The organism is Streptomyces sp. NPDC107522, assembly GCF_055657525.1.
Genome location: NZ_JBVKAU010000016.1, coordinates 15,386 through 33,235, shown reverse-complemented (window position 1 = coordinate 33,235; position 17,850 = coordinate 15,386). Strand labels below are relative to the sequence as shown.

14 protein-coding genes and 2 tRNA genes are annotated in these 17,850 nt (G+C 70.4%); 9 read left to right on the top strand and 7 right to left on the bottom strand.

All coding sequences use genetic code 11. From position 1 onward, the window contains the following. Positions 1 to 2 precede the first annotated feature (2 nt). Positions 3 to 1,070, bottom strand: a complete 1,068-nt coding sequence (locus ACZ7L6_RS34750) for an ABC transporter substrate-binding protein (protein ID WP_471930942.1) — start codon at positions 1,068 to 1,070, stop codon at positions 3 to 5. Between the two features lie 220 nt (positions 1,071 to 1,290). Continuing rightward, a complete protein-coding gene (locus tag ACZ7L6_RS34745; RefSeq protein ID WP_471930940.1) occupies positions 1,291 to 2,493 on the bottom strand; it encodes an ROK family protein in 1,203 nt (400 codons plus the stop codon). Positions 2,494 to 2,971: 478 nt separating this feature from the next. Between ACZ7L6_RS34745 and ACZ7L6_RS34740 the strand changes: the two genes are divergently transcribed. After that, on the top strand, positions 2,972 to 3,553 hold the full coding sequence (locus ACZ7L6_RS34740; protein WP_471930938.1) for a biotin transporter BioY: 582 nt from the start codon (positions 2,972 to 2,974) through the stop codon (positions 3,551 to 3,553). Between the two features lie 60 nt (positions 3,554 to 3,613). On the opposite strand, the gene ACZ7L6_RS34735 is transcribed toward ACZ7L6_RS34740, so the two are convergent. Then, on the bottom strand, positions 3,614 to 4,342 hold the full coding sequence (locus ACZ7L6_RS34735) for a hypothetical protein (RefSeq protein WP_471930936.1): 729 nt from the start codon (positions 4,340 to 4,342) through the stop codon (positions 3,614 to 3,616). Between the two features lie 267 nt (positions 4,343 to 4,609). On the opposite strand from ACZ7L6_RS34735, the gene ACZ7L6_RS34730 reads away from it, so the two are divergent. Then, positions 4,610 to 6,676 carry a protein kinase domain-containing protein gene (locus tag ACZ7L6_RS34730; RefSeq protein ID WP_471930934.1) on the top strand — a complete coding sequence of 689 codons (2,067 nt, stop codon included), beginning with the start codon at positions 4,610 to 4,612 and terminating at the stop codon, positions 6,674 to 6,676. A gap of 85 nt (positions 6,677 to 6,761) precedes the next feature. Here the strand turns inward: ACZ7L6_RS34730 and ACZ7L6_RS34725 are convergent, their stop codons facing one another. Continuing rightward, a complete protein-coding gene (locus ACZ7L6_RS34725) occupies positions 6,762 to 8,228 on the bottom strand; it encodes an amino acid permease (RefSeq protein WP_471930932.1) in 1,467 nt (488 codons plus the stop codon). Between the two features lie 229 nt (positions 8,229 to 8,457). On the opposite strand from ACZ7L6_RS34725, the gene ACZ7L6_RS34720 reads away from it, so the two are divergent. Next, the gene (locus tag ACZ7L6_RS34720; RefSeq protein WP_471930930.1) at positions 8,458 to 8,943 is read left to right on the top strand and encodes a ribose-5-phosphate isomerase; all 486 of its coding nucleotides are present in this window, start codon (positions 8,458 to 8,460) and stop codon (positions 8,941 to 8,943) included. A gap of 326 nt (positions 8,944 to 9,269) precedes the next feature. After that, a complete protein-coding gene (locus tag ACZ7L6_RS34715; protein WP_471930928.1) occupies positions 9,270 to 10,079 on the top strand; it encodes an Fpg/Nei family DNA glycosylase in 810 nt (269 codons plus the stop codon). A gap of 19 nt (positions 10,080 to 10,098) precedes the next feature. On the opposite strand, the gene ACZ7L6_RS34710 is transcribed toward ACZ7L6_RS34715, so the two are convergent. After that, a complete protein-coding gene (locus tag ACZ7L6_RS34710) occupies positions 10,099 to 11,382 on the bottom strand; it encodes a GNAT family N-acetyltransferase (protein WP_471930926.1) in 1,284 nt (427 codons plus the stop codon). A gap of 162 nt (positions 11,383 to 11,544) precedes the next feature. Between ACZ7L6_RS34710 and ACZ7L6_RS34705 the strand changes: the two genes are divergently transcribed. Further along, positions 11,545 to 12,723, top strand: coding sequence for a SpoIIE family protein phosphatase (locus ACZ7L6_RS34705; protein ID WP_471930924.1), 1,179 nt, complete (start codon positions 11,545 to 11,547; stop codon positions 12,721 to 12,723). Between the two features lie 17 nt (positions 12,724 to 12,740). After that, the gene (locus ACZ7L6_RS34700; RefSeq protein ID WP_471930922.1) at positions 12,741 to 13,205 is read left to right on the top strand and encodes an HD domain-containing protein; all 465 of its coding nucleotides are present in this window, start codon (positions 12,741 to 12,743) and stop codon (positions 13,203 to 13,205) included. A gap of 20 nt (positions 13,206 to 13,225) precedes the next feature. On the opposite strand, the gene ACZ7L6_RS34695 is transcribed toward ACZ7L6_RS34700, so the two are convergent. Continuing rightward, positions 13,226 to 14,440, bottom strand: a complete 1,215-nt coding sequence (locus ACZ7L6_RS34695; protein WP_471930920.1) for an acyltransferase family protein — start codon at positions 14,438 to 14,440, stop codon at positions 13,226 to 13,228. A gap of 551 nt (positions 14,441 to 14,991) precedes the next feature. On the opposite strand from ACZ7L6_RS34695, the gene ACZ7L6_RS34690 reads away from it, so the two are divergent. Together ACZ7L6_RS34690 and ACZ7L6_RS34685 are read left to right on the top strand one after the other, a co-directional pair. Beyond that, positions 14,992 to 15,186 (top strand): hypothetical protein, encoded by a 195-nt coding sequence (locus ACZ7L6_RS34690; RefSeq protein WP_030044846.1) that lies wholly within the window; start codon positions 14,992 to 14,994, stop codon positions 15,184 to 15,186. A 79-nt stretch (positions 15,187 to 15,265) separates the two neighbouring features. Then, entirely contained in the window at positions 15,266 to 17,395 is a 2,130-nt protein-coding gene (locus tag ACZ7L6_RS34685; protein WP_471930918.1) for a serine/threonine-protein kinase, read from the top strand. Between the two features lie 82 nt (positions 17,396 to 17,477). Here the strand turns inward: ACZ7L6_RS34685 and ACZ7L6_RS34680 are convergent. Then, positions 17,478 to 17,548: transfer RNA gene (locus ACZ7L6_RS34680), tRNA-Gly, on the bottom strand. Between the two features lie 165 nt (positions 17,549 to 17,713). On the opposite strand from ACZ7L6_RS34680, the gene ACZ7L6_RS34675 reads away from it, so the two are divergent. Beyond that, positions 17,714 to 17,790 (top strand) — tRNA-Pro (locus ACZ7L6_RS34675). Positions 17,791 to 17,850: the final 60 nt, after the last annotated feature.

Here is a 17,850-nt window from a genome sequence, read left to right as displayed (position 1 = left end):
CGTCACCTCCGGTATTCCGCGGGTACGGACTTCGCCGCGATGCCCTCGAAGCGGTGGTCGAAGAGCTCACCGACGTCGAACTTCTTCACGAACCCGCCCTCCGCGAGCAGATCCGCGGTCTCCTGCTCCCACTGGACGGCCTCGTCCCAACTCGGCGGGAACAGGGGCTTGTTGGCGAGCTCGGTGATGGACTTCGCCTGCGCGAGGGTCAGGTTCTGGGTCTTGACGTAGAACTCCTCGTTCCAGATGTCGGGGTGCTCGTACGTCCACACCTGGCCCTTGGCCCAGTAGGGGATGTACGCGGCGACCGCGGCGGCCTTCGCGGGGTCGTTCAGCACGGAGACCGGCGCCCACAGCAGGTTGAGCAGGTCGACGACATCGGTGGTGATGGTGCGGGCGCCCTTGGCCCCGTACTGGGCCAGATAGGCGGGCGCCTGGGTGTTGCCCAGCGGGGCGATGTCGACCTGGCCGGACTGCAGGGCGGTGAGGAACTGGTTGCTGGTCAGCGGGACCAGCTCCACCTCGTCGTACTTCAGGCCCGCCTTCTTCAGCGCCCGCAGCAGCACGACGCCTTGCGCCTGGCCCTGCGAGAAGGCGAGCCGCCTGCCCTTGAAGTCCTCGACCGACCGGATGTCGCTGCCGGGCTTGGTGGCGAAGAGGTAGTTGGGCTTGCGGGTGATGTTGATCGCGACGATCTTCGCGTCGAAGCCCTGGTAGTGCGCCTGGATCGGCGGGATGCCCGCGTTGTTGGCCAGGTCCAGGGACCCCGCGCGGAAGGCGTTGATGACATCGGGCCCGGCACCGATGTTGAGCCAGCCGCCGACCTCGAAGGGCAGCCTGCCCAACTCGGCCAGCTTGAACTGGAGTTGCTGGGTGTTCTGGAACGAGGCGATCTTCAGGCTGGTGCCGGCGGGAACCTTCTTGGCGAGCGGGGCGGTGGAGACCCCCTCGGCCGCGTCGGCGGCACTGCTCTCGGCGCAGCCGGTCAGGCCGGCGGCAGCGGCGGTGACGCCCAGCAGTGAGGTCAGGAACAGACGGCGATCGATGCCCGGGGCAGGCAGAGACGGCATGGCAGGACTCCGTAAGCCAAAGTGATGGGAACGCATGCGGAATTCCGGGCAGGGAAAAGCCAGGGCGGGGGAAATTCACGCAGGAGGAAATGAGCGCTTCAGGCGACGCTTCACGCGCGGCGACGTGTCAGCAACAAAGGGTGCGACAGCTCACGAACAGGCTCATGAGCAGGATGTTCCTGGTCGTCGGTGGCCCCTGTCAACATTCCGAGTTTCTGAATTAAATAGCCTCAGGTGAAGCGGCCAGCGGATCCCGGTAGAGCACGTCGAGCGCCACCGATCCACCGGCTACGGCGAGCACGGAATGCGGGAAACCCGTCGGCACGACGGCTGCCGCGCGTTCGTCCCCGACCCCCGCGCGCAACGCGGCGAGGCAGTCCTCCCGGTGCACGACTCCCACCTCGGTCACCACCACCGTCTCCGGGTTGAGCACGTCGAGCAGCAGCCCCACCGCCCGCCCGGTCATCCGCGCCCGCTCGGTCAGCAGCCGTACCGCCACCGGATCGCCGTCCGCCGCCGCGCGCACGACGTGCATCGGGTTCGCCCCGTCGATGACGCCGGCAGCGCGCGCCCTGCGGCACAACGTCCGCTCGCTCAGCTCGGCCTGCAGACAGCCGACGCGCCCGCAGTCGCACGTCTGCGTACCGCCCGGCACCGGCAGATGGGCGATGGCACCGGCCTGGGAGCGGGGGCCGTGGTGCACCTCGTCGTTGGTGGCGAACGCCGCGTCGACCACGTTGCCGACGAACAGGTGCAGCACGCTCCGGCTGCCGCGCGCCCGCCCGAACAGCCGCTCCGCGTTCACCAACGCCCGCGCGTGCCCGTCCACATGGACCGGCAGCCCGGTACGCGCGCCGAGCACCTCCCGCACCGGCACCTCGCGCCAGCCCAGCAGCGGATGCTCGACGACGCTCCCGGAGTCCCGGTCCACCCAGCCGCCCGCGGCGAAGCCGACGCCGAGCGGCCGGGACCCCGGCGCCCCGTCCAGCAGCGCGGCGAGCCCGTCGGCGGCGCGAGCCAGGAGGCCGTAGGGATCGGTGTCCCCCGAGTGCTTCAACTCCCGCTCGGCGACGACCCGTCCGCGCAGATCGAGCAGCGCCACCGTGGTGTACGGCACCGCCACATGGACCCCGCCCACCACGAACCGCGAGTCGTCCAGGTCGACAGGCACATGTGGCCGCCCCACACCTCCGGACTGCCGGGGTACGGCGGCCTCGCGGATGAGCCCGAGTGCGGTGAAGCGGGCGCAGTAGTCCGTCACCGAGGCCGGTGACAGCCCGGTCAGCCGGGCGATGGTGCTGCGCGCGACCGGCCCGTGTTCGAGCACGGACCGCAGGACGACGCTGGCGCTGGTCCGGCGCCGGTCGCGGTCGGCGATCCGGGGGATCGGGGACGACAGGGTGGGTGCCGCTGTATGGGGCATGGGGAACTTCCTCGGGAGCCGGTCCGACACTGCGCCGTCTGGAGCGGGCGAGCCGTACCGACAGGCCGGCTCACCCCGGGTGGCGACAGGCGGCCGCGCCCACGCGCCGCAGGTCGACATGGCGACGCGACGAGAAGTTCCGGGACTGGGCGACCATGCGCTCGAAGCTAGCAAAACGGCCCACCCGCTGCCCAGACGGCGACCGACGGGCGAGACGGCCCTTCACACGAGGGCAACATGAGGGCAGGGCGTCAGCCCGATTGGCGAAACCCCACAGTCGGCTCTTCGTGCCCGTATGTGAGCTCGGCGTCCCTGCCTCAGTGACCGGCATCACCCCGCATCCGGTGTAACCACCACCTTTTGTCCGGAGCCCACCAAGCCCGCGAACGCCCCTTTGTCGACCACTGACGGTGAGCGACCGCAACGCCCTGGGATAGCGTCACAAGGTCCCGTACAGCCCTCACCCCGCGGAGTCCCCATGAGCACCGCTGCCGCCGCCCCCGCCAGCACCGGACAGGTCCTCGCCGACCTGCTCCCGGCCTCCCGCGTCCGCGACATCGCGCTCGTCGTCGGCGGCGCCGCGCTCACCGGCCTCGCGGCCCAGATCTCCGTGCCCGTGCCGGGCTCCCCGGTGCCGGTGACCGGCCAGACCCTGGCCGTCCTGCTCGTCGGCACGGCCCTCGGCGCCGGCCGGGGCTTCCTCTCCCTCGCGCTGTACGCGCTGGCGGGCATCGCGGGCGTGCCGTGGTTCGCGGAGGGCACCTCCGGCGCCGCGGCCCCGTCCTTCGGCTACGTCCTCGGCATGATCCTCGCCTCGACGGTCGTCGGCGCCCTGGCCCGCCGCGGTGCCGACCGCAACGCGTGGCGCATGGCCGGCACGATGGTGCTGGGTGAGGCGATCATCTACGCCGTCGGGGTCCCCTACCTGGCTCTGTCCTTCGACCTCTCGGCGTCCGACGCGATCGCGCTCGGCCTCACCCCGTTCCTGATCGGTGACGCCCTGAAGGCGGCCCTGGCGATGGGCGCCCTGCCCACCACCTGGAAGTTCATCAACCGCTGACGCTTTTCGCGAAGTGCGGGGTGCGATGCGGCGACCGCACCGCACCCCTATCGGTGGTGCTCAGCCTTCCTGCGACCGCCGCGGCCGCCGCAGTTGCGACCACCACAGCCCTGCCGCGCCCGCCGCGATCAGCGTCGCGCCGGCCACGCCCAGCGGCAGGACGTCCCGGCCGACACCGGTCTTGGGCAGCTCGTCGGCGCCCGGTGCGACCGGCTTGTTGTCGGTGCCGAGAAGCAGCGGGGTGGCCGGAGCGTCGGGCGACGGGTTCGTCGTACCGAACGGCACCGGGCCCTGCTGCCAGTACGTCTTCTTGCCGTCACCGGTCTGGACGGGAAGGCAGATCTTGCCGGTCTTGCTCAGGTCGTAGGTCGCGTCGACGGCGTACGACTTCGACTCACCGGCCGGCAGATTGTCGATGGGGCAGGAGAAACCACTGTTCGAGCCCTCCGGAAGATTGTTTTTCGCAATCGCGGAGCAGCCCTCGACGTTTTTGACCGTGAGGCCGTCGAAACCGACGACCAGAAGCTGGATCTTCCCGCTGTCCTTGGTCCCTTCGTTCTTGACGGTGGCGGTGATGTCGGCCTGTTCCGAACTGTTGTCCACCGAGATTTTTTCGGGCAGCTCGGTGGTCATTTTCACCCCGGCCGGCGCCTCGTCGATGACCTTTCCCCCCTTGCTGCTGCCGGGTCCCTGGTCGTCCGCACTGGCAGTGAAGGAAAGGATCAGCACTGCCGAGAAAGATGTCGCGACCAGCGATCCCGCGATGGCCGTCGTGCGACGAGAACTCATGTTCGTCCCCCTTGCCTGCGCCTGAATTCGCAGTACTTGAAGAGCTACCACAAGATTTCTCCGCACTATGCTGGTACGGCCCGAAGTGTGACCATTGTGTTTCACTCGGGGATGTCCGAGGCGCGGCGGAGGGGGTGCAGCGGTTTGCCGGGGAACGCGGAGAACACGGGAAATGCGGGAGCCGCGGGAAACACGAGGAGCGGCGGGCTTCCGGGTTTACTGGTGACGGAACGCTACAGACTGGTCGAGAGTATCGGCCAGGGGGGAATGGGGCGTGTGTGGCGAGCCGTCGACGAAATGCTCGACCGCCTCGTTGCCGTCAAGGAAATGCGCATCGACGGCCTCGACCCGGAGGACACCCGCACGCGCCGCGAACGCACCCTGCGCGAGGCGCGCGCGACGGCGCGGATCGACCACCCCAACGTCGTCCGGGTCTACGACGTGGTCGACGAGGGCGAACGCCTGTGGATCGTCATGGAGTTGGTGGCCGGCAGCTCCCTGGAACGCATCATGGCGGAGGAGGGCCCCCTGGGCCCGTGCGAAGCGGCCCGGATCGGCATGGGCCTGGTGGCGGCACTGCGCCAGGTCCACGCCCGCGGTGTCCTGCACCGCGACATCAAGCCGGGCAACGTCCTGGTGGAGTCGCAGGGGACCGGCGGGCGCGGCCGGGTGGTCCTGACGGACTTCGGCATCGCGGCGATCCAGGACGCGAAGGCCCTCACCATGGTCGGCATGCTGGTCGGCTCGCCCGACTACATGGCCCCCGAGCGCATCTCCGGCCGCCCCCAGGGCCCGCCGTCCGACATCTGGTCCCTGGGCGCCACCCTGAGCGCGGCCCTGGCCGGCCGCTCCCCGTTCTCCCGCGACACCACCCTGGCGACCCTGCACGCCGTCCTGTACGAGGAGCCCGAACTCCCGCCGACGGCAGGCCCGTTGCGGGAGCTCCTCGCCGCCCTCCTGGAGAAGGACCCGTCGACCCGCCCCACCCTGGACGATGTGGAGACGGCCCTGCAGCCGGTGGCGTACCCGGAGCCCACACCGACGATGCCGGTGGCCGGGCACGGGATCGGGGGGTCCTCGGGGCAGGGGGAGCGGCGGGAGCAGTCGATGCCGGGGGCCAGGGAAGCGACCCCGACCCCGACGCAGGGGCGGGCTCAGGCGCAGGAGCCTGAGCCTGACGCGCAGCCCGAACCGGGGCCGTCGCCCGCGCTCGAACCGGCAGGCAGCTCCCTGCGCGAGCCCGAGCCGACCCCGGAACCGACAACGGCACCTGCCCCCGTCCCCGAACCCCAGCCGGAGCCGGCCCCGGACCCCACACATCCGGGGGAGAGGCCCACCCCCGCTCTCCTGGAGGCGCCCCCCACCGCACGCGACCCCCGCCGACCGGACCCGGTACAGGACGCGATACCGCCCCACACCCCACCGGCCCTCGCACCTGCTCCCACCCCCACTCCTCCCTCCTCCACCGAACTCGCCTCCGATCCCCGCCCGGAGCCCCGCTCGGAAACCCCGGCCGCCCCGTCCTCCGGCTCCTCCGGCTCCCACAGCACCGCACACCGCCGCCCCGGCGTCTCCCTGTCCCGTGCCGAAGCGGTGACCGAGCGGCGGCCGACCCCGGAGCCGGAGCTCGTGCCCAGCGGCTCCGGGTCGTACGGTGCCATGCCGCCCGGCGAGCTCCCCGGCCCCGCGGTCCCGGCCGAACCCCGCCGGGGACGTCGTCGCACGGGACGTATCGCGGCCGCCGTCGGTGTGGTCGCCGCGTGCGCTGTCGTGGCGGTCGTCCTGGCGACCAACTTCGGGGCACCGGAGGACAGTCAGGCTGGTTCCTCGCCGTCACCGTCCTCCTCGGCCGCGTCCTCCCCGGGCACCGGCCCGTCCTCGACGGTCGAGGGCACGTCGAGGCCGCAGAGCCTGCCGCCCGGATCGCGCCGGGAGGCGGGCGGGTTCGCGTGGGTGCCGCCCCAGGACTGGCGGCGGGACGTCAAAACGGGGTCGGAGGTGCACTACACCTCACCGGACGCCGCGCAGGAACTCGCCGCCAAGTCGTCATTGGCCCGCGACGACCTGATGGACTCATGGCAGAAGTCGGAGGAGAACGCCCGGCAGGGGCAGCAGTACCGCAAGATCCGTCTGGAGCGGACGACGTTCCGCGGTCACCCCGCGGTCGTGTGGGAGTACACCTTCACGCTCCAGGGCGAGCCCTGGCACGCCCGGCTGCTGGGCTTCACCGTGGACGGCACGTCGTACCAGATCAACACGTGGTACCGGCCGGAGATCGAGGAGCAGGCCCTCGGCACCTACGAGAAGGTGAAGGACACGTTCACAGTGCTGTGACGGGATGGCGGGATGGCGGGACGAAAGAAAAGGAGCGGGGCGGCGGGGTGCACACCCCACCGCCCCTCTGCAGTGATCGACGGGGTCAGCCGGTCTTGACCTCGTCACGCGCCGCGGTGGGAGCGGCCGCTTCCACCGCCGCCGCGCGCCCGCCGCGGACCTTCTCCTTCACGAAGGCGATGACCAGCACGATCGCCGCCACCAGCAGCGACAGCAGCACGGTCGAGCGGCCGTCGTGCTCGGTGTCGGTGAGCATGTAGCCGAGGACGAACACGATCAGCGCGGCCGTCGCCCAGGTCAGGTACGGGTACAGCCACATCTTCACGACGAGCTTCTCGGGGGCCTCGGCCTTGATGATCTTCCGCATGCGCAGCTGGGAGAAGCAGATCACCAGCCACACGAACAGGGCGACCGCGCCGGAGGAGTTGACGAGGAAGAGGAAGACGGAGTCCGGGAACTTGTAGTTGAAGAACACCGCCACGAAGCCGAACACGACGGACGCGAGGATCGCCGTCCGCGGCACACCACGGCCGGTCGTCCGGGCGAAGGCCTTCGGCGCGTCGCCGCGCTGGCCGAGGGAGAAGGCCATGCGGGAGGCGGTGTAGAGGCCGGAGTTCAGGCAGGACAGCACCGAGGTCAGCACGATGAAATTCATGATCTGACCGGCGTGCGGGATGCCGAGGGAGTCGAGCGCGGCGACGTAGGAGCCGTCGTCGGCGATGGCCTTGCTGTCCCACGGGAGCAGGGAGACCACGACGAGGATGGAGCCGAGGTAGAACACGGCGACACGCCAGATGATGCTGTTGGTGGCCTTGGTGACGGCGCGCTGCGGGTCCTCGGACTCACCGGCGGCCAGGGTGGCGATCTCGCTGCCCATGAAGGAGAAGACGACGAGCAGCACACCGGTGAGGATGGCGCCGGGCCCGTGGGGCAGGAAGCCGCCGTGGTCGGTGAGGTTGCTCAGCCCGGCCTGCTCACTGTCGACACCGGGCAGCAGCCCGAACACGGCCAGCCCGCCGATGACGATGAACGCCGCGATGGCCACGACCTTGATCCCGGCGAACCAGAACTCGAATTCCCCGTACGACCCGACGGAGACGAGGTTGGTGGCGGTCAGCACCAGCATGACGATCAGGGCCCAGCCCCACTGCGGGACCTGCGGTATCCAGCCCTCCAGGATCTCCGCGCCGGCGGTCGCCTCGACCGCCAGCACGACGACCCAGAAGAACCAGTACAGCCAGCCGATGGAGAACCCGGCCCAGCTTCCGAGGGCCCGGTCGGCGTGGGCGGAGAACGAGCCGGAGGTCGGGTTGGCCGCGGACATCTCGCCGAGCATCCGCATCACCAGCACCACGAGCGTGCCGACGAGGGCGTAGGACAGCAGAATGCCGGGGCCTGCGGTGGCGATACCGGAGCTGGACCCGACGAAGAGGCCGGCGCCGATGACACCACCGATGGCGATCATGGACAGATGGCGGTTCTTGAGCCCGGCCTGTAGGCCGTGGCCGCCTGCGGCCGGTCCGGCCGTCTTCTGGGTCGGCTGCGAAGTCATGGAACGGATTTCCTTTGCGCCGTTGGGGAGGGGTTTTCCCGTACCAGCGGTGTACGAGTCGCACGAGCGGTGTACGAGTCGGACCAGTGAATCGGAGGAGAACGGATTCGGGAACCTTTGATTCGGGATTGTTACTTGAGGTTTCCTTGAGGTTCTATAGCCTGCGTCACAATCAACCCGATCGACACCCGGCGCTGCTGCCCCGAAACACCCGTGTCACACTCGTTCCATGCGCGTGTATCTCGGCTCCGACCATGCGGGCTTCGAACTCAAGAACCACCTCGTCGAGTGGCTCAAGGCGGCGGGCCACGACCCGGTCGACTGCGGCCCCCACATCTACGACGCCCAGGACGACTACCCGCCCTTCTGCCTCCGCGCGGCGGAGAAGACGGCCGCGGACCCCGACTCCCTCGGCATCGTGATCGGCGGCTCCGGCAACGGCGAGCAGATCGCCGCGAACAAGGTGAAGGGCGTCCGTGCGGCGCTGGCCTGGAGCGAGGAGACGGCTGCGCTGGGCCGCCAGCACAACAACGCCAACGTCGTCGCGGTGGGTGCGCGCATGCACACGCAGGAGGAGGCGACGAAGTTCGTCGAGGTCTTCCTGAACACCCCGTACTCGGGCGACGACCGCCACACCCGCCGCATCACCATGCTGGCCGACTACGAAACAACGGGCGACCTCCCCCCGATCCCGCCCCACCACCCCCAGCAGTAACCACCGACGCCCCGGCCGCTTCTCAGCGCCGGTCAGCATCATCCAGCCCGTCTGGGGGTGCCCCCTCCGGGGGAGTTTGAGGACAAGGCACCACCGTCCCGAACCCCCACCCACCCGCAGGGGCCCGCACCTCTCGGCGCCGGTCCCTGTCTTTCAGCCCGTCCGGCGTTTGAGGACGAGGCCCGTTCAGGGCCGACGGGGGTCCAGGGGGCGGAGCCCCCTGGCGGGGTCGAAGGGGCGGAGCCCTTCAGGATGGGAATGGGCAGGGGCGGCGGGGGCGAAAAAAACCGGCCGCCCACCCACCCGCACACGAACAAGGAGCCACCGTGCCCGAGGGCCACACCATCCACCGTCTGGCCCAGGACTACGCCGCCGCATTCCTCGGCACGACTCCCCACGTCACCAGCCCCCAGGGCAAGTTCTCGGACGCCGCAGAACTCCTCAACGGCTCAGAACTCACCCACACCGAGGCCCACGGCAAACACCTCTTCCTCGGCTTCCGGCACGCCGACTGGATCCACATCCACCTCGGCCTCTTCGGCAAGGTCGCCTTCGGCGCCACCCCCGCACCCCCACCCACCGACACCGTCCGCCTCCGCCTGGCGAACAGCACGTCGTACGTCGACCTCCGCGGCCCCACCACCTGCGCCCTGATCACCCCCACCGAGAAACAGGCGATACACGACCGCCTCGGCCCCGACCCCCTCCGCGACGACGCCGACCCGCACCTGGCCTACCGCCGGATCTCCCGCAGCCGCACGACCATCGCCGCCCTGCTCATGGACCAGAAGGTCATCGCCGGCGTCGGCAACGTCTACCGCGCCGAGGTCCTCTTCCGCCACCGCATCGACCCGTACCGCGCGGGCAAGGACATCACCCCCACCCAGTGGGACGCGATCTGGACCGACCTCGTCGAGCTGATGCACGAAGGCGTCCGCAACAACCGCATCGACACCGTCCGCCCCGAACACACCCCGGAGGCGATGGACCGCCCACCCCGCGTCGACGACCACGGCGGCGAGGTGTACGTCTACCGCAGGGCCAACCTCCCCTGCCACATCTGTGGCGGCGAGATCCGCACCGCCGACCTCGCCGCCCGCAACCTCTTCTGGTGCCCGGCCTGCCAGACGCCGTAGAGGGATCCGGCGCCGTGCGTCAGAACCCGTGCGGCAGCCACGGCGCCACGGCCGACGCGAACCCCACCGACGCCTCGGCGAGCGCCCCCTGCCGCAGCTCCCGCACCCGCCCGGCACCGCCCAGCGCCCCCAGGCTCACGCCGCCGAGATACGCCGCCCCCAACTCCCGTACGGACAGGGCGAGATCGGCCGCGTCCGTCGTACGCTCGCACGAGGCACCCTTGCCGTCCCCGGACAGCCGCCAACGCCCCGAGTTCCAGGGGCAGAAGGCGTCCTCCACCTCGAACACCACATCCACCGGCGCCTGATAGGTCCGGGCCTCCAGCGCGGCCCCGACGTCCACCAGCCGTACGTGCAACGAGTCCCGTACCCGCAGCGCACACCGCCGGATGTCGGACACCTGGTACTGCCACGCCTCGTCCACGGGCCGCCCGTACGCCCGCACGGTCGACGTCAGGTCGATGCCGAAAAGGAACCGCCACAGCGCGGCCTGCGCCGCCGGATCGAGGGCCTGCGCGTCCCGCAGACGCACAGTGCCCTTGGGGCCACTGGCATCCCAGTCCGGCTTGACGTGGAAGCGCGCGTACCCGACCACCTCCCCGTCCCGCTCCGCCAGCACGCACTGCAGCGGCGAGGCGCCCTCCCGCTCGCTCTCCGGGTCGAGCAGCCCGAGCCGCTCCCAGCCGGGCAGCCGCGCGAGCATCCCCGGCCGGCCGGACACCTTGCGTGCGTACACGGCCTCGCACGCGTCGAGGACGTCGGCGGGTACGGCGTACCGCACACGTACGTCATCGGTGCCGGGCGGCACGGACAGCCGGACGAGGGTCGTGTCGATCTCGGTGTTCACACTGAAGGTGCCGACGCCGTACCCGAACCGGCCGTAGATCTCCGGCTCGGAGGCGGTCAGTACGGCGAGCGGCCAGCCCCATTCGCGCACATCGTCCAGCTGCCGCCGCATCATCGAGGTCAGGACGCCGCGCCGGCGGTGCGTGGCGGCCACGCTGACCATCGTGACGCCCGCGGCGGGCACGGAGGCACCGCCGGGCACGGTCAGCCGGAAGCTGAAGGCCCCGGCCGTTCCCACGCACGCGTCCCCGTCCCAGGCGCCGAGGGAGCGGTCGAGCTCGGTGAGCGAGTCCCACAACTCCCGCTCCTCGGCCGCCTCCGGCACCCCGCCGAAGGCGCGGATCAGGGTGTCGTACCAGATGTCCCACTCGTCCTGCCGAAGCACCCGCAGCTCCGGACGGCCTGGCTGACCGGGCTGACCGGGTTGACCGAGGTGGCTCGCACTCTCATTCGCCATGAACCATGCGTACCAGGGCATTGCGGGACGAGCGAGGGAATTTCTCGTTGACGGCGGCGAGACCGCTTTCCGTGAAGTTCACTGTGAAGTTGAACCTCGGACGGGGGACAAGTGGGACCTCCCGTGCCAAGCAGCGGGTCCGATGGATAGGGTCCCGAACTAATGGCAGCAGGACGAGAGCGGCGCACGGCGGCCGAGACGTTCGCGGCCCGGTTGAAGATGCAGTGGCACCGGGCCCGCGTCGGCGTGCGCAGAAGCGCGGTGGACTACTTCCGCGGCGACGGCTCGGACTGGATCGCGCTGGCCGGCCTGCTCCTGACCGTGCCGCTGATCTGCGCCCTGACGATGGCCAACCCGGTGTGGTTCTCCCCGGCCGCGCTGGTCCTGCCGATCGTGGCGGGCGGGCTGCTGCTGCGCCCGGCGAGCCTGCTGGGCCTGTACGCGGCGGCGGCGACGGCACTGATCGTGGAGTCGGTGCAGCTGGGCCCGTACACCGAGGGCCCGTCCCGCGTGACCCCGGGCGTGGTCCTCGTCGTCGCGGCCTGCGGCTTCTTCGGCCTGTTGATCGCGCAGTTCCGCAGCCGCGTCGGCGTGCCCTGGCGGCGCGGCGGCACGATGCTCTTCGACCTGCGTGAACGCATCCGCGTGCAGAGCAAGCTGCCGAGCCTGCCGCACGGTTGGCATCGCGAGATGGCGCTGCGCCCGGCGGGCGGCCAGTCGTTCTCCGGCGACTTCGTCGTCGCGGCCCGCACGAACGGCGGCCGCACACTGGAGGTCGTCCTGACGGACGTGTCCGGCAAGGGCATGGACGCGGGCTCACGGGCGTTGCTGCTGTCGGGCGCGTTCGGCGGCCTCCTGGGCAGCCTGCCCCCGCACGCGTTCCTCCCGGCGGCGAACGGCTATCTCCTCCGCCAGGACTGGGACGAGGGCTTCGCGACCTCGATCCACCTGGTCCTGGACCTGGACTCGGGCGACTACGAGCTGTACTCGGCGGGCCACCCACCGGGCCTGCAACTGAGCGCGGGCACCGGTCGCTGGGAGGAAAAAGCGGCAGAAGGCCCGCTGCTCGGCGTCTACGACGGCGCCCAGTTCGACCCGGTCAAGGGCTCTCTCCGCCCGGGCGACGTGCTGATGCTCTTCACGGACGGCCTGGTCGAAACGTCCGACCGCGACATCGTCGAGGGCATAGACCGCCTCACCGGCGAGGCCGACCGCTACGTCGCCGGCGGCTTCCACGGCGCCGCCTGGCACCTCATCGAGGCGGTGGCGAAGGACGTCAACGACGACAGGGCCCTGCTCCTGATCTGCCGAGAGGGCCCGACGGCCACGGCGGCGCGCTGAGCCGCGACACTGGAGGGGTGACCGAGACACCGCAGCAGAGGCTGTCCCTGGCCGAGGTGGAGGCCATCGCCCGCGCCGCCCACGCGCGCCAGACCGACAAGGCCGGACGGCCCTACGCCGAGCACCTGAGGGCCGTCGCCGAGGGCGTACGCGCGCGTGGCGGCGACGACGACCAGATCGCCGCGGCATGGCTGCACGACGCCGTCGAGGACGACGCGCTGACCGAGCAGTGGCTGGCGGAGGCCGCGCTGAGCCGTCGTACGAAGGACGTCGTCCGCGCGGTCACCAAGCGGCCCGGGGAGCCTCCCGAGGCGTACGCGGCGCGCATCCTCGCCACCGACGGCGCGCTCCTGGTGAAGGAGGCGGACCTGGCGCACAACGCGGACCCGGCCCGCCTCGCGGTCCTCGACGAGGAGACCCGGAAACGACTGACCGAGAAGTACGCGCGGATGCGCGCACTTCTCGGTCTCAGGTCGTCCTGATTGTTCAGAGATGTCCTGGGTCAGGCGTTGACCTTCTCGCGCGCGGCCGCGCCCTCGCGCTTCTCGCGCTCCCGGGCCACTTCCGCGGCGTCCCGCTTGAACGCCCAGTCCATCTTGGGCTCCATCGCGAACCGGAACATCCGCTGCACCGGCTTGGTGCACAGCAGCGTGACACCGATCGCCGCACACACGGTGACGAAGATCTCGCCGAGCGGGCGGTGCAGCCAGGCGGCCTCGAACCAGCCCTGGTAGTCCCCGGCCTTCACGAAGAAGCCGTGCAGCAGATAGCCGTACAGCGTCCCCGCGCCGAGCGCCGTGAACCACATGTGCCGGCGCGGCACCCACGCGAAGAAGCACGCCGTCAGCAGCAGCGAGCAGCCGAACATCGCCAGCACCATGACCGGCCCGCTCCACCACGGCGCGTGCAGTTCCTGCGCGGCGTCACGGTGGTAGAACCACGCGGTGTTCATCCGCGGCACCGCCCACCAGCCGAAGGCCAGCGCGACCGCGCCCACCGGCACCGACAGGATCCGCACCGTGCGCGTGCGCACCATGTGGAAGTGCTCGGGCTTCATGATCAGGCCCAGCACGAAGTACGGCAGGAACTGCAGGACCCGCTGCAGGTCCAGGTCGTCGCCGATCTCGGGGGTGACCGTCGCCGCCATGGCGAGGCCGAGCGCGAGCGGCAGCGGCCAGCGGACCATCTTCCAGATGGGGGTGGTCATCCGCCAGATGAACAGCGCGCACAGGAACCAGGTCAGGTACCACGGGTCCAGGAGGCTGATGTCCTGGCCCGGGTCCTCGTCGATCCAGCGCTTGAAGAGCGGATACGCCGTCTCGAACACGATGTACGGCACGGCGACGCCGGTGATCAGCCGCTTCAGCCGGCTGGGGCTGGCGTCGAAACTGCGCGAGAAGAAGCCGGAGATGATGATGAACGCCGGCATGTGGAAGGTGTACACGACGGTGTACACGGCCTCCAGGATCCGGCTGTCGCCCTTGATCGGCTCCCAGGCGTGGCCTATGGCGACGAGAACGATCGCCAGGTACTTGGCGTTGTCGAAGAACGCGTCGCGCTGCTTGGCACCGCTGGACGCGGCTCTGCTGTTCGCCTGAGCCTGCTGGTTCTGGTTCTGCTTCTGCGGCGAGCGCGGACTCGGCACTCCGTCCGCCGACGACTGTGCCGGGGGGAGTGGCGCTCTGTTGTGGCCGTGCGGTCGCAGCGAGTTCGTCACAGACCCTCCCACCGGAAGCCGGGGGAGCCGATCCAGGACCTCGCTGCGCATGCGGGGGACGAGGCAGCGTGGAACATCTGAGGCACCCTAGCGTTGCCTGTGTGATTTCGTAAAACCCCCGAGGTCATTCGTGGTTATTGCGCTTGACGACGCGTGTACAACGAACATGCACCTGTCGGACACCTGTTGGTCGCCCTCCTTGTCCTGATTCATCCTGACTAAAAGGTGCATATGGTCAGGAGATGTCCGCGTGATGACTCCGGTCCAATGATCGGAATGCCAAGAATTCGAAATGCCTGCGAACACGTTGTGTGGCAATGGAAACGATCCCGTCGAATTCCCTGTGCGGGTGTCCGGTCGAAAAGCCGTACGGGCACAACGGGAGAGGTCCGTGCGCGCAACGGACCCGCACAGATCCGGCACAGGTGTGGCGAACGAAACGTCACGTGCCGCATAGCGGGGCCCGGTTGGTGGCACGATGGTTCTGGCGGGGGTGCGCGGGGTCGCGTCCCCGGGCCGGGAGAGCGGACCGACCGAGGGTGTGATCTGTTGTGGCCATTTCGCTGTCAGTGGTACTGCTGTTGGCGATCATCTTGGTGGTGCTGATCCGTGGCGGATCCCTGAAGGCCGGCCCTGCCGTCGTCGCCGTGCTGTTCGGCTTCTTCCTCGCCTCGACCGGCATGGCCGACGACATCCAGCGGTTCCTCAACTCGATAGCCGAAACCATCAACTCCATCCAGTTCTAGGGCCCGTCGGGCGGCCCGGAAGGGTACGGATACCCTCGTTCGTGATCGTCGAACGGTCCGGAACGGGGGAACGTACGGGATGGCGCTGCGCGAGACGGACCCGGCGGAGGTGGGCGGCTACCGCATCGAGGACCGCCTCGGCTCCGGCGGTATGGGCGTGGTCTACCTGGCCCGCTCCGCCTCCGGCCGCCGCCTGGCCCTCAAGGTCGTCCACGCGCAGTACGCCGACGACGACGAGTTCCGCACCCGCTTCCGCCGCGAGGTGGCCGCCGCCCGCCAGGTCAGCGGCGCCTTCACCGCCCCCGTCGTGGACGCGGACGCCGACGCGCCGCGCCCCTGGATGGCCACGCTCTACATCCCCGGCGAGGACCTCGGCACCCACGTCCGCCGCCACGGCCCCCTCCCACTGCCGAAGTTGCGCGAACTCGCCGCCGGTCTGGCCGAGGCGCTGCGCGACATCCACCGCGCCGGCATGGTCCACCGGGACCTGAAACCGGCCAATGTGATGCTCGCCGAGGACGGCCCCCGTGTCATCGACTTCGGTATCTCCCGCGCCGCCGAGTTCGCGCCGTCCGACGTCCTCACCCAGACCGGCCGCGTGATGGGCACCCCGCCCTTCATGTCCCCCGAGCAGTTCTCCTCCCCGCAGGACGTGGGCCCGGCCGCCGACGTCTTCTCCCTCGGCTCCGTCCTCGCGTACGCCGCCACCGGCCACGGCCCGTTCGACAGTCCGAGCCCCTACGAGACGGCCGTACGGGTCGTCGACGGCGACGCGGAACTCGATGGCGTACCGGACGAGTTGCTCCCTTTCATCCAGCTCTGCCTGGAAAAGCACCCCAAGTCCCGCCCCACCACAGGGGAACTCCTCACCCTCCTGCGCGACGGCCGCCTGCCCGACCCGCGCCCCGAACCCGAGGACAGAACCGCCGCCGACGAGCCGCCCAGGCCCCGCCGACGCCGCCGACGGCTGCTGATCGCCTCCGCGGTGAGCGCCCTGCTGCTGGCCACCGCGACCACCGTGACCGTCGTCGCGGTCAACGCCGAGCCGACCCCGGTCGAGCGAGACCTCCCCGCCGGCTGGCACGCCTGGCAGGCCAAGGACACCGACAATCCCGACGGCCTCGCCGGAGGCTCCTTCACGAACTGCGCCGTCGCGGGCGGCGGCCTCGTCTGCGCGGGCGACGACGTCAAGGCGGCACGCTTCGAGCTCGCCACCGGCAAGGTCGCCTGGAGCCTCCCCGTGGATCCCACCCCGGACGACACGGGCAACTCCGACGGTGAGGTGCTCGGCACGAAGGGGGGCCGCGTCTACGTCTACGAGAACAACGAGGTCCCGGACAAGGACAACGCCGACTCCACGCTCTCCGACTACTCGGTGCAGGCCCTCGACGCCCGCACCGGCTCCGTCGTCTGGTCCCGGCGCGTGTGGCGCGGCGCCGATGTGGGCGCCCCCAGCACCGGCAGGGGCGGCGGCCAGGCGAATGCCGGCGTCGTGCCGCAGGGAGTTCTGGCCCTGGACCAGGTCAAGTCGTCGTCGTACACCCTCCTCGGCGCCGGCACGGGCAAGCCGCTCTGGCGGCGCCCGATGCCCGACGCCGACATGTGCGACCTGCGCGCCGTCGGCGGGAACGGCTACCTCCTGTGCTCCGACGCCGGGGGCGGGAAGGCCAGGGTCATCCGTATCGACCCCGCCACCGGCGCGCCTCGCTGGACGGTCGGCGTGTCCGGCTCGCTGACGCTGGTGGGGCAGGCCGACGGCCGCCTGCTGTTCATCGACGACGGCACCGAGAACTACCGCACCCTCACCACGATCGACGTCACCGACCACACCAAGCGCACCGTGCGCCTGACCCACCCCGTGTCCGGCGACAGCACCGGCACCGTCAGCGACGGCACGGTCTTCTTCGCCGGCCCCAGCGGACGCGTCCAGGCGGTGGATCCCCGCACCGGCCGCCGCCTGTGGGACTCCCGCACCTCCGTCGAGAGCCCCGGCCCTCCGCTCGCCTTCGGGGGACACGTCTTCATCGCCTCGCCCGGCGGCCGCCTGGCCGCCCTGGACCGCACCACCGGCACGGAACGCGACGCCCGCCCCGGCCCGGGCGGCCTCGCCGTCACCGGCAACGGCGTACCCATCACCCGCTCCGGCGACGCCCTCTACGTCCTCTACGGCGTGCGCTCCGTCTACTCGGTGGACGCGCGCAATCTCTAGCCGCGGCACATGCGCCGAGGAACATGCGCCGAGGAGCATGCGAAGGGCCCGGTTCCGCAGAACCGGGCCCTCGGCCGTACAGAGCGGGCGACGGGAATCGAACCCGCGTAGCTAGTTTGGAAGACTAGGGCTCTACCATTGAGCTACGCCCGCACAGGACGCGCCGCAGGTCAGGTGACCGCGGCACTGCAGGCATCGTAGCGGGTCGGGCCCCCTCGACGCACACCCGATTGCCGCACGCGCCGCCCTTCGGCCGGTGCCGGAGAAATGCGGCGGCCCCACTGCCTGCGGGCATGTACCCTACGTGTCGCACCAGCACGGGGTGTGGCGCAGCTTGGTAGCGCGTCCGCTTTGGGAGCGGAAGGCCGTGGGTTCAAATCCCGCCACCCCGACCACGACGACCGGTCGACACCGGCCACATGCGCGACGACCTCGTGTGATCGCGTCGAGTGATC